We start from the raw sequence: 12,405 nt of genomic DNA, 5'->3' as shown, positions 1-12,405 counted from the left end.
CGTCACATGGCGAAAATCGTCTCAAGCTATACGACCCGGGCGGCAACATTTATTATTAAACAAGCTCTAAAAAAATCTATGCCCCGGCAAAATTGCCGAGGCATAGATTGCAAAAAGATAATACTCTATAAATCAGCGCACGACAGCAACCTTCCGGCCGCCCATAAGATATATGCCGGCAGGGAGTCGCTCAAGATCCGCGCAGCCATAGCCAACCCTTATACCTGTAAGCGTAAAGATATCGGCATCTTCCTTAATATCAGCCGATATATCAGATATTCCGCTCGACGATATTACCACCTCATTGGATGCTCCTGACTCACCGCGGTTATAACGCACACCGACGAAATATGCATGACTGCCGCCGGACTGAATATCTGTATAACCGGGAGTTTCGACCGATGCAAGCAACTTGCCGTCGCGATATACATTATATCCCTCTACGACAGCCGAAGCAGCCTCATAAGTGATGTCATCGACAAAGAGTGCATAACAGTTGACCGATATGACATGTATGGCGAAATACTGTGTGCCTTCGGGCAATTCAAATGTATACAGTGTCCACCCTGCACGATTGGCGGTACGGCGCCCTACTACTGTATCGAAATCAGACAAAGAACTGCCTCCGGCGGAAGCGAGCACCTCGAATGTCTCCGGCGAGCCATAAGGGTCAAGACTCTGGGCGTAGAATGATATTGTCTGAGCATCACCCGACAGCATCGGTGAAATCAGCCAGTCATCATTGCGCACATCTCCGACATTGGCAGGCTCTTCCGGGTCGGCTCCGAAACAAGCGAGGAACTGCTTGCCGGAGTGTGGCATGAATTCCTCCTCATCGCCGTCAAGTCCGGTAGCAAGCGAAGGATTAAACACGATAAACGCATGAGGCTCCATCTTGCCGGGCCACTCTACATCGTATATTCCGAATGTACGGAATCCGTCGGCATCTACTGTTGTCCAGTCGCCAATACCCGCTGTAGCCCATGGCTCGCAATGCTCGAACGACTCTGTGACAGTGCCTCCGGTAATATTGTCCGGAGTACTCCATGACAGAACTACATCGCTACCGCTGAGTGTAGCCGAAAGATCGGTCACAGCAGCAAGCCCCTCGGCATCAGTAATCTCAATCTCGACTTCGGGTGTCGCATCATTGTCGGCCACCTCATCGGCTTCAGAAGCGACTGAGGCTACAACTATGAGCTTATCGCCATCGGCCAGATTGGGTGTATAGTCAATGATATATGTGCGTTCCTCTCCGGAATCAAATGTGCCTTTTATCTCCGAAATGTCAGTACCGTTGACTGTCACTATCAGTGTAAACGACGCATTGTCGGCACTTCCGTTGTTGGCTACAGTAACCGGAATTGATACCGGGCGCCCACGGCGTCCTCGTACGGGAGCAGTCATCTTCACTCCGAAGTCATTTCCGGGCATATCGGCTACAAGGATGTTGTCGATAGCGACCGTAGCATTTTCTTCACCTGCAAATCCTTTGAAACGTATGCTGATATAATCAAGGGCTGAGGCACCATCCAGTGGAATCTGCATCTTGCGCCATCCGGGTTCACCCTCAAGTTCTGAATAATTCACAGTAGCGAGATGTCTGATTTCCTTACCGGCACATGACATATACACCCCCAACCCGTTAGGTGTGGCGGGATATGCATAGTACCAGAATGTAAGCACCGGATTTTCCGCACCCCGGGCCGAAATCTTCGCTGAGGCTATCCAGGATTCTTCTCCCGCTCCACCTGACCGCCAGGAATTAGCTCCCAGATCGCCATCCTGCGACATGAGTGTGGTGGCTCGGAATGAATAAAGACTGTTGGGAGACTCAAGAAACCAGTGCTGGACAGGAGTGCCTTCCGCAAACGAATCGGCAAACGGCAATTCCACAGACGGGCCGAGAAGCATTACACTCGAACGGTTCTTTGCACTCTCTCCTTTGGAATTGGACGCAGTAATGCGATATATTACAGACGATGGCCCGGGTGTCTGCTCAACAAAGGGTATCTCGTAGGAAAGTTCCTTAATGCCTGACTCAACAATATCATTTGAAGAGGTATATACGGAATATGTTACATCCTCAGGGTTGACATATCCGCCATTTGCCCCTACAGTGGCCACTGACTCCCAACGCAAGGTAGCTGACCCATCTCCATTGTCGAGCAGCTCTATTCCACTGACCGGAGCGGGCAGGTCAGTGCCGACATAGCATCTTACCGAAGCCTGCGCACCCACAAGTTCTCCGGCATAAGCCACAATTGTATAGGTGTTGAATCCCTCTACAGGCTCCTTGTCATCTACTGAATAAGAAGCCCCTGGAGTTGGAGTGTCGACTGTAGCGACAATACGGTCGCCCGACTTCACTACAATGCGGCTTATCGAAGCAAGCTCGTCGCCGCCTACCGTCACCGACGGAGCGACAAACGTAATTCGGGCCTCGGAAGCAGCGTTGCTGCCGGGAGTGGCAACAATATCTCCACACATACCCGGAGCCGAAAGCATCGCGCCTTCATCGACACCGACATTTTTCAGCGAAAGAGAGTAGAAGCCGCTGGAGGCTGTGCAATGGAAAGCTATTTTGTAATCACCATCGCGCGACGCCCGTATAGTGGCCTCCGTACGTGTCCACTCCTCGTTGTCAAGCTCTGTAAGCGGCATAATGACATCGTTATATTCTGTCGGATTGCCATCGGCACTTCCCCACAACACTGTCAGAGCCTGGGGCATATAGGCCTCCTCTACGCTCGTCATGAAGCTGACCGTGTAAGTACGGTCGGCCTTAAGATGAATAGGAGGGGTGACAAGCCAGTCGTCATTGTCGGCATAATAGCTGTTGGAACACTTTGCATATCCCTGCGACATCCATAACCAAGTCGACCAGTCTTTATTGACATCTATTACCTCAAACATGGAAAATCCATCACGGGTGTCAAACGTCTCAAGCCAAGGCACTTCCAAAGCATTGCCTGCGATTAGCGAACCCGACCGGCCCGGCTGGCTCTGTTTGCCGGATGACGAGGCATATACATTATAATAGTATGTGGCCAACGGAGCGTCAGGCACTTTTTCAGTAAATTCGGTAGCAGCAATCCCCTCAGCGACAGTCACCTCGCCGGGGTAGCGTACTACGGTATAGGTAATAGCATCAGCGTCGACATATCCACCGTGCGAGCCTATCCGCCCCGGAGCAGCCCATTTAAGATTAAAGATGCCGTCGGCCACTGTAAGCACTACATCGGACGGAGCCTCCGGATTGTCATTTCCCACGTAGACAGCAGTTTTGGCTTCCTGTCCGACACCCTCGGCATTGGCTGTAACTACCGATATATTGGCCATACCCTCCACGAGAGTAATATCAAGCGAAATGCTCTCACCAGGCTTGCCGACACCTTTAGAGTGCTCTTTGCCATTGACCGAGATAGTATAGTCTACATTACCATCTAGAAGATCGCCCCCGACAGTCTTTTCAGGAAGAGTGAACGACAGATGCCCCGAAAGCTCGCCGTCGGCAAACTCTGCGGTAAGACCGACAACACGTGCAGGTGCGCCTGATGCAGCTGCATCGTTGACGACACGGAGCGACACAACATATTCGTTGTTGGGAAAATCCACCAGTTTCTGATAAGACTTTCCTGCCACATCTATGCAATAGAGTGATGTCGCGCCGTCATCGGCTTTGGCAGCCCAGTAAAGTAACCCTGTATCTTCATCAAAAGCCGCGCTCTGAGGCTCTGACGCCACACTTACACCGGTATCCACAGCCGTCTGGGCAAAACCGAAACCATATTGGGTGTTCCAGAAACTGCATGTGCCCCTGCTGTCAATCCAATACACCACCCCATCCTTGCTCACAGCTATCGCCACTGCCGGAAAGCCTGTATATATGGTTGTGACCGGAGTAGTCTGCATTGTGGCGAAGTCAAGAGTCGAAATCTTAGATCCTTCGTCAAAAATACCATATACAAGACCATCCTTCTGATTGTAAGCGATATCCCAGGGCACAGATGTATCGTCGTAGAAAAAATTTCCGTCGACATTGCGCCAGTCGTCAGCATAATCATCGGCATACCAATTGCCCATGCCATAAGACTCCCAGTTTATCCAGTAGTGTCTGCCGTCGAAATATGTGCCGCCACCGTTTACATTCATCGAAGTCTTATGCTTCAGTAGTCGGAATTCAAAATTCTCGGCATCAGTCTGAAAAGAATACACACCGTAGTTGTCGCGCGGATTGTCCCACGTTGCGGAAGATAGAATATTTCCCCACAACTCAGCCGCATCGGCCAGTGCTGGAGATACGAGCATCATCGTTGCAAAAGCCCATTGAGCAGTCGTCTTTGTCATACGTGGTGTTTTTATGAAAAATGATTGGTAAAAATATATATATTCGCAAATATATCGATAAAAATTCAATTTTTACTTATTTTTCAGAAAATAACCTTATATATTCTTAATAGACAGATAAGCAATATACCATCCACCATATCTATTGACGTTACATAACCTATAGAATAGAAGTCTAACTGCAAATACCTGTTCACTGCTAAATGGATATAATCAATACAATTAATGATATTCTCTGGAGCTATCTGCTGATAGCAGTCCTGCTTGGAGCAGGATTGTATTTTACAATACGCCTTAAAGGTGTGCAGTTTCGCCTCTCAGGAGAAATGGTGAGGCTCCTTTTGAACTCCGGCGCAAACCGACAAAATCCAAAGGGAGCTGCTATCGGCCACCGGCGCATCAGTTCATTCCAGGCATTCGCCGTATCACTGGCAAGCCGCGTAGGCACAGGCAACATAGCCGGAGTGGGCATAGCCATAGCCGTAGGAGGCCCGGGAGCAGTGTTCTGGATGTGGGTTGTGGCATTGTTGAGCTCAGCCAACGCCTTTGTTGAGTCAACCCTTGCCCAGCTGTTCAAGGAAAAAGGGAAAAACTCCTTCTGCGGCGGCCCTGCATATTACATACAGAAAGGCACAGGCAAACGGTGGTGGGCCACGACATTTGCAATATTGATTACAGTCACTTTTGCATTTGCATTCAGTTCAGTACAAAGCAACACAATCGCAATCGCACTACACAGCAGTTTCGGATGGAGCCGTATGTGGACAGGCATTGTGCTTACAGCCCTCACACTTCTGGTAATATGCGGAGGCATACAGCGTATAGCCCGCATCAATGAGATAGTAGTCCCGGCAATGGCCCTGCTTTACATAGCTCTCGCGCTATATGTGATAGTAGTGCGCATCGATTATTTTCCGCATGTGATGAAACTGATATTTGAAAATGCATTCGGTATCAACCAGGCTGTAGGAGGCTCACTTGGTATGGCAATGATAATGGGAGTGAAACGCGGACTGTTCAGCAATGAAGCGGGTGAAGGCTCGACCCCCAACGCCGCTGCCACCGCTACTGTAAGCCATCCGGTAAAGCAAGGGCTTATACAGACTCTCGGCGTGTATGTCGACACCCTGATTGTGTGCACGGCCACAGCCTTCATAATACTTTGCAGCGGTATGTTTGAAAGCGGTCTTACAGGTATCGAGCTTACCCAGGCCGCCCTTTCCGAAGAGGTGGGAATAGCCGCTACCGTATTTGTTTCGGTTGCCATAATGCTTTTCGGCTTCACAAGTATAATCGCCAATTATTATTACGGAGAGAATAATCTCGATTTCATACACCGTAGCCGGCGTTGTCGCTACATACTGCGCTTTTCAAGCGCGGCATTGGTGATGGTAGGCTCCGTGATATCGCTTGACATAGTGTGGACGCTGGCCGACATAACCATGGGACTAATGACACTGTGCAACATAGCCGCCATACTCGTGCTCGGACGTTATGCGCGCTTATGTCTCGATGACTATATCAGTCAGCGCCGACAGGGGAAAGACCCCGTATATCATAAAGAGACTATTGGCGAGATTGCCGACCAAACCGAATGCTGGTAGCCACAGCCTGCCAATGATGTCACAGCGAATCGTATGAAGGGGAGAAGGTGTCGCCCCGCAACGGGTCGCCGGAGGAAATGCCGCTTGAAAGCCATCGTACGCGCTGCGACGAACGTCCGTGATTGAAACTCTCGGGCTGTTCATAGCCATAAGCCTTGCGCTGTAGATAATCATCACCGATTTTAGAAGCCGCATTGACGGCATTCTCGACATCACCCTCCTCGATGGAGGAAAACATCTTGTTGTCAAGATTTCCCCACACTCCCGCATAATAATCGGCCTGTAACTCAAGGCGCACACTGATTTTATTAGCCTCACTCTCAGGAAGGCGTGACATAGCCGAATGGGCCTCATCGAGAGTACCGAGCAGATACTGCACATGATGCCCCACTTCATGGGCTATCACATAAGCATAGGCGAAATCACCGCTTGCTCCTATTGATTGCTCCATCTGCTTGAAGAAATCAAGGTCGATATACACAGTCTGGTCAGCCGAACAATAGAAAGGGCCTACCTGCGATGTCGCATTGCCACATCCCGACTGTACCGAACCTGAGTACAGCACCATCTTGGGGCATACATATTCGCCCCACCCCTGACGGCGGAATTCCTGAGTCCATACATCTTCAGTGCCGGCAAGCACCTTCGAAGCCAGCTCGGCAAGACGCTGGTCTTCGGCATCGGGAGTATACTCCTGGCTTGCGTAAGAGTATGACCCCTGCCCTTGGTTTATTACATTGGAAACCACATCACCTATGCCGCCACCACGCATAAGTGTGATTATGGCAACTATGATAGCACCCACTATACCACCCCCGATTCCGAGGGTACGTCCTGTAGAGCGTCCGCGCCTATCGCTGATATTGCTGCTCTGCCGTCGTCCGTCAAGTCTCATAATGTATGATTATACCTTTCTTGTTTAAACTGAATATCATACCGGTTTGTTTTATTATTACACTAATAATTTTTTTAATCATGGCATACAAGATTGAACAAGTGGAAGGCATAGGCGAATCTTATGCCGCCAGACTAAGGGAAGCGGGCATCAGCACTACGGAAGATTTGCTCGCCAGATGTGCCACCCGAAGCGGCCGTGAGAAAGTGGCCGAGGCAACAGGTATCAGCGGCAAACTGATACTTAAATGGACCAACCACGCCGATCTGTTCCGCATAAAAGGAGTGGCAGGCCAGTTTGCCGAACTGCTTGAAGCCGCAGGTGTCGACACTGTAAAGGAACTGCGCCATCGTGTCGCCGAAAATCTTGGGCCCAAACTCGTGGCTATCAACGATGAAAAGAATCTGTGCAACCGTGTGCCCTCTGTAGCCGAAATACAACGTATGATTGACCAGGCAAAAGAACTTGAGCCGATTGTAAGCTACTGACACGCTGACACAACCGGTTATAAGCAATTAGATATTAGCCGTGTATCGGGACATTAACCGGTACACGGCTTTATGCTGTAACTACGTCGGTTTACAGAAAAATTAGTACCTTTGCAGAGTAATTACGATATAATAATGAATAAGGATAGGCTTGATGCACTACGCAGCCGCATAGACGGCATACGTCCCGTGAAAGTATTGTTTGTATGCCTCGGCAATATATGCCGTTCGCCTGCCGGCGAAGGCGTGTTGCGTGCTATTGTTGAAGAAAACGGAGCCGAAAATGACTGGATGATTGACTCTGCCGGCACCTACGGCGGACATGCCGGGCAGCTCCCCGACCACCGCATGCGCATACACGCTCGCCGTCGCGGATATGAACTCACACACCGTGCCCGTCGTTTCTCCACGGCCGACTTCGACGATTTCGATATTATCGTGGCTATGGACAGTTCAAACGAACGCAATCTGCGCGATATGGCACGCACAACCGAAGACCTTGAAAAAATCATCCCTATGATTTCGTTTGTTGGTATGGCTACACGCTACGATCATGTTCCCGACCCTTACTATGAGGGCTCCGAGGGCTTCGAGCTTGTGCTTGACCTGCTTGAGGACGGTTGCCGCAATATGTTCAGGCTGCTTGATCCGTCGGTGCAGGGACAACACTGACTCGAATGCCATACATCTCCTCACCATATATCACATACAAAATCTTTTGCTTACCAATAATTCTGAATGACCGACAGTCAGGAACAAAAATCCATATCCGATTTATCGACACGCCCTATCGGGCGTCTGCTCTGGGAATACAGTATGCCCGCAATCGTGGGCATGGTGGTTATGTCGCTGTACAATGTAATCGACCGGATATTCATAGGCCGTGGTGTGGGTGCGGAAGCAATTGCCGGACTCGCCATCACTTTTCCGGTAATGAACATAAGCGCAGCAATAGGCGTGCTCATCGGGGCCGGTGCTGCGGCAAGGGTGTCAATAATGCTTGGACAGCGCGACAGGCGCGGTGCTGAGGAGGTGTTGGGCAACTCTACGGTCCTAATCCTTGTCAACGCGATTGTATACCTTACGCTTTTTGCCATATTTCTGGATGATATATTGAGACTGTTCGGAGCATCGGATGTCACACTCCCCTATGCTCACGACTTCATGGCATACCTACTTCCGGGAATGCTGGTAATGAACGTCATGTATTCGCTCAACAATGTGATGAGGGCTACCGGATATCCGAAACAGGCGATGATAACCATGTTTATAGGCGCGGGATGCAATGTTGTGCTCGCTCCTATATTCATATTTGTGCTCGACATGGGCATAAAGGGAGCAGCAATAGCCACCGACATATCCATGACTGTTGGGATGGTATTCGTGCTGGCCCACTTTTTCAATAAAAAATCGACAGTGCATTTCAGGCACGGCATATACCGCCTGAAATGGCGCATCATCATAGGCATCATAGGCATCGGCGCCGCACCAAGTATCATCAACGCCGCATCGTGTGCAATAAACATACTGATAAACCGCACACTGGTAGAGCTTGGAGGTGACCTTGCCGTAGGGGCCGCAGGCATATTCTCGACATTCACATCGCTGCTGTGTATGGTAGTCGTGGGACTGTGTCAGGGCGTACAGCCGATTCTCGGCTACAACTATGGTGCAGGACATATCGACCGAATGAAACGCGCGTTCTGGATGTCGGTAACTATTGCCACAGCTGTAACCACTGTGGGATGCTTCCTGGGACTCGCCACCCCCGAGTGGATTGCACTGGCATTTACCGACAATCCCGAGCTTATCGCAGTCACAGTCAACGGCCTTGAGATTTCAATGCTCGCATTCTGGGCAGTAGGGTTTCAGATAGTATCCACCACATTGTTCCAGTCTATCGGAATGGCGGGCAAGTCGATATTTCTCAGTCTCATAAGGCAAGTGATATTCCTGATACCGCTGTTGGTAACTCTCCCCAAAGCCATGGGTCTTAACGGGGTGTGGGCTTCGTTTCCCACATCCGATGCATTCGCTACGGTAGTGACCCTCGCAATGGTGATATGGCAACTGCGACGCATGCACCGCCGGCATGCGCTCCAACCCAAAGGATAAACAAAGATTGTGTGTCAGACGTTTTTATTGTCGATGCAGGCATTCCCGTCTACTACTTTTCCGCCTGTATCATATCACTCTAAAAACGTATCTATATGAACACTACCGACAAAAAAATGGCCGACGCACAGGCCGCTGCCGCTGTAAGTATGGCTGAGGCCCGCGAAAGCGCATGCGAAGCAAAGACCGCAGTAACAGAAGCCGCATCGGCAGCAAAAGAATCTGCCGCGGATAAACTCGGCAACATCAAGGACGCCGCCGCTGATAAACTTGGCGATATCAAGGACGCCGCCGCTGACAAACTTGATGATGTCAAGGAAAAGGGATCCGACATCCTTGACAAAGTAAAGGGATTTGCCGCCGACATTCTGCACAAGGGTGCCGCAGGAGCAGAAAATCTGGCAGATAAACTCGACAACTGACATAGCTTCGATGTAACAATCCTTTTCGTTTTGTAAATAAAAATGCACATGATGCGCGCTTTTGGATGGCTCATCATGTGCATTTTCAGTAAGTAAGCTGCCGGCATTTACAATTGTAAAATTCCTAAAAGACAGCTGTTAAAACATGCTATAATATTATCCTGCTAATCTTCGCTATAGTGGCGAAGCACACGTCGGTATGAGTTGAATATCTTCGACTTAGATACAAAGCCTATGTATCTGCCATCTTCAACGACAGGCAGATTCCATGCCGACGTGCGGTCGAATGTCTTCATTACGCTCTCCATTGTGTCGCCAACCTGTATCGTAGCCGGTGGAGTAGTCATAAACTTGCTGACATACATCTTCTTATACAAATCCGGACGGAACATGATATTGCGTATATCGTCGAGCAACACGATACCCATCAGCCTTCCCTCGCCATCAAGCACCGGGAAAAGATTGCGCGATGACTGCGATATCACATCGACCATCTGCTTGAGATTCATCTCCGGGCTTACCGGTTTGAAGTCATTTTCAATTACGTTGTTGACTTTAAGCAGACGGAGTACCGACTTATCCTTATGGTGGGTAAGGAGTTCCCCACGCTTGGCCAGACGTATGGCATATATACTATATGGTTCGAAAATCTTGATTGTACCGTAGGATATTGTGCTGACAATGAGCAATGGCAAGAAAAGGTCATACCCACCCGTAAGCTCCGCGGTAAGGAATATAGCCATAAGGGGAGCATGCATCACTCCCGACATCACACCGGCCATGCCCATCAGTGCGAAGTTTTTTACCGAAAGGTCAAACCCAAGTCCTATATTATTTAAGAAGTAGGCAAAGAAAAATCCGGTCATGCATCCCATGTAGAGCGACGGAGCGAATGTGCCGCCTACTCCGCCGGCACCGTTGGTCGACGAAGTGGCAAACGCTTTGGCCAGACAAAGGCCGGCAATATAGAGGCCTATGATCCACACTACATTTCGGTCGGCATAGAATATAGAGCCGTCGGCCACAGATGCCGTATCGCCGTTGATCATGGATGTAATCACATCGTATCCCTCACCATATAGCGGGGGGAAGATGAAGATAAGCACCGCAAGAATACTGCCTCCGATGGCCGCACGCATCCATGGATTCTTGATTTTTCCATAGAATCCCTCCATCATGGCCATAACACGGATGAAGTATAGCGAAGCAAATCCACATACTATACCAAGAAGTATGGCAAACGGTATGCGCACTGTAAGGAAGTTCTCACTCTGGGTAAAAAAGAACTGCACGTCGTAGCCGGTAAATATATATGCCACCGAGGCTGCCGACACCGACGAGATAAGCAGCGGCATTACCGAAACTGTAGTAAGGTCAAGCATCAGCACCTCCAGGGTAAAGAGTGCGCCCGACAGAGGCGCCTTGAAGATACCTGCCACACCTGCGGCCGCACCACACCCTACCAGAATCATCAGAAGGCGAGGCGACAGCCTGAACATCTGTCCGAGTGTAGAGCCTATGGCCGAGCCGGTATATACAATCGGTCCCTCCGATCCTACCGAACCGCCGAAGCCTATAGTAATCGACGCAGCCACAACCGATGTATAACAGTTGTGGGGCTTCAGACGGCTTTTATTCTGCGATATGGCAAAAAGCACTTTGGTGACACCATGGGATATGTCGTCGCGCACCACATACCTCACGTAGCAGCTTACTATCAGAATGCCGATAAGAGGATATACGAGATACAGGTAGTTGCCTCCGGTAATATCAATGTTAAGCAGAAGCGATGACGATATATAATGTATAAGCCACTTGAAAGCCAAAGCGGCAAATCCGCACACAATACCCACTATCAGCGCAAGAAAAAGCACGAAATTTTTTTCCTTTATATGCTTCTCGCGCCACATGAGCATACGGTAAAACCATGCGTTGCCTGTGGTCGATATGTTATGTAATACTGGATTCATCTGTAGTTACAATTATATTTACTGTATATATATCATACACCTTTCCCGGTGATAACCGTGCGTATGGTATATATCATTATTTTAAAGTCAGTGGAAAACGATATGTTCTCGAGGTACATCAGATCATAGCGCAGACGCTGCAACATAGCGTCGATATCGCCGGCATAGCCATATTTTACCATACCGAGCGATGTCAGACCCGGACGCACCTGCTGGAGCAATGTATAATATGGCGCACGCTCCATGATTTTCTCTACATAATATGCACGTTCAGGTCGCGGCCCCACAAGCGACATGTCTCCGCGCACTACATTCCAGAACTGAGGCAGCTCGTCGATGCGGTATTTCCGTATGAAGTGTCCAATCCGGGTCACACGTCGGTCGTCGGGAGCACTAAGTTCGGGTCCGTCGGTCTCGGCATCGACCCTCATCGACCGGAGTTTGTATATCGTAAATGGTTTCTTGTTTTTTCCTATACGCTCCTGCGAGAATATGGCAGGTCCGGGCGAGTCGCGACGTATTGCCAGTCCAAACGCCAGAATTACCGGAGCCGAGACCAAC

9 protein-coding genes are annotated in these 12,405 nt (G+C 49.7%); 5 read left to right on the top strand and 4 right to left on the bottom strand.

Annotation, left to right across the window (positions count from 1 at the left end):
• Window positions 1-132 precede the first annotated feature (132 nt).
• Window positions 133-4,350, bottom strand: a complete 4,218-nt coding sequence (locus tag K2I50_RS02000) for a choice-of-anchor J domain-containing protein (protein WP_301024579.1) — start codon at window positions 4,348-4,350, stop codon at window positions 133-135.
• Between the two features lie 203 nt (window positions 4,351-4,553).
• On the opposite strand from K2I50_RS02000, the gene K2I50_RS01995 reads away from it, so the two are divergent.
• Window positions 4,554-5,954 (top strand): alanine/glycine:cation symporter family protein, encoded by a 1,401-nt coding sequence (locus K2I50_RS01995; protein ID WP_301024578.1) that lies wholly within the window; start codon window positions 4,554-4,556, stop codon window positions 5,952-5,954.
• A gap of 19 nt (window positions 5,955-5,973) precedes the next feature.
• On the opposite strand, the gene ypfJ is transcribed toward K2I50_RS01995, so the two are convergent.
• Window positions 5,974-6,849 carry a KPN_02809 family neutral zinc metallopeptidase gene (gene ypfJ, locus K2I50_RS01990; RefSeq protein WP_301024577.1) on the bottom strand — a complete coding sequence of 292 codons (876 nt, stop codon included), beginning with the start codon at window positions 6,847-6,849 and terminating at the stop codon, window positions 5,974-5,976.
• 80 nt (window positions 6,850-6,929) lie between these two features.
• Here ypfJ and K2I50_RS01985 point away from each other — a divergent pair, with 80 nt between their 5' ends.
• From K2I50_RS01985 to K2I50_RS01970, 4 genes are all read left to right on the top strand, one after another.
• Window positions 6,930-7,337: a DUF4332 domain-containing protein gene (locus K2I50_RS01985; protein ID WP_301024576.1), complete on the top strand. Its 408-nt coding sequence runs from the start codon at window positions 6,930-6,932 to the stop codon at window positions 7,335-7,337.
• 135 nt (window positions 7,338-7,472) lie between these two features.
• Complete coding sequence (locus K2I50_RS01980) at window positions 7,473-8,009, top strand: low molecular weight protein-tyrosine-phosphatase (protein WP_301024575.1); 537 nt, start codon at window positions 7,473-7,475, stop codon at window positions 8,007-8,009.
• 66 nt (window positions 8,010-8,075) lie between these two features.
• Window positions 8,076-9,452, top strand: coding sequence for an MATE family efflux transporter (locus K2I50_RS01975; RefSeq protein WP_301024574.1), 1,377 nt, complete (start codon window positions 8,076-8,078; stop codon window positions 9,450-9,452).
• A gap of 95 nt (window positions 9,453-9,547) precedes the next feature.
• Window positions 9,548-9,874 carry a hypothetical protein gene (locus K2I50_RS01970; protein ID WP_301024573.1) on the top strand — a complete coding sequence of 109 codons (327 nt, stop codon included), beginning with the start codon at window positions 9,548-9,550 and terminating at the stop codon, window positions 9,872-9,874.
• A gap of 164 nt (window positions 9,875-10,038) precedes the next feature.
• On the opposite strand, the gene K2I50_RS01965 is transcribed toward K2I50_RS01970, so the two are convergent.
• Together K2I50_RS01965 and K2I50_RS01960 are read right to left on the bottom strand one after the other, a co-directional pair.
• The gene (locus tag K2I50_RS01965) at window positions 10,039-11,844 is read right to left on the bottom strand and encodes a chloride channel protein (RefSeq protein ID WP_301024572.1); all 1,806 of its coding nucleotides are present in this window, start codon (window positions 11,842-11,844) and stop codon (window positions 10,039-10,041) included.
• 32 nt (window positions 11,845-11,876) lie between these two features.
• The coding region (locus K2I50_RS01960; RefSeq protein WP_301024571.1) for a sugar transferase at window positions 11,877-12,405 on the bottom strand (529 nt) is incomplete at its 5' end.

This window comes from Muribaculum sp., from assembly GCF_029051885.1.
Taxonomy (GTDB): Bacteria; Bacteroidota; Bacteroidia; order Bacteroidales; family Muribaculaceae; genus Muribaculum.
The sequence above is the reverse complement of the archived record's forward strand: the minus strand, read 5'-3'. Positions and strand labels throughout refer to the sequence as shown.

Excerpts from the sequence above, each read along its gene's own strand:
- K2I50_RS02000 (WP_301024579.1), bottom strand. The coding sequence starts at position 4,350 with ATGACAAAGACGACTGCTCAATGGGCTTTTGCAACGATGATGCTCGTA.
- K2I50_RS01995 (WP_301024578.1), top strand. The coding sequence starts at position 4,554 with ATGGATATAATCAATACAATTAATGATATTCTCTGGAGCTATCTGCTG.
- ypfJ (WP_301024577.1), bottom strand. The coding sequence starts at position 6,849 with ATGAGACTTGACGGACGACGGCAGAGCAGCAATATCAGCGATAGGCGC.
- K2I50_RS01985 (WP_301024576.1), top strand. The coding sequence starts at position 6,930 with ATGGCATACAAGATTGAACAAGTGGAAGGCATAGGCGAATCTTATGCC.
- K2I50_RS01980 (WP_301024575.1), top strand. The coding sequence starts at position 7,473 with ATGAATAAGGATAGGCTTGATGCACTACGCAGCCGCATAGACGGCATA.
- K2I50_RS01975 (WP_301024574.1), top strand. The coding sequence starts at position 8,076 with ATGACCGACAGTCAGGAACAAAAATCCATATCCGATTTATCGACACGC.
- K2I50_RS01970 (WP_301024573.1), top strand. The coding sequence starts at position 9,548 with ATGAACACTACCGACAAAAAAATGGCCGACGCACAGGCCGCTGCCGCT.
- K2I50_RS01965 (WP_301024572.1), bottom strand. The coding sequence starts at position 11,844 with ATGAATCCAGTATTACATAACATATCGACCACAGGCAACGCATGGTTT.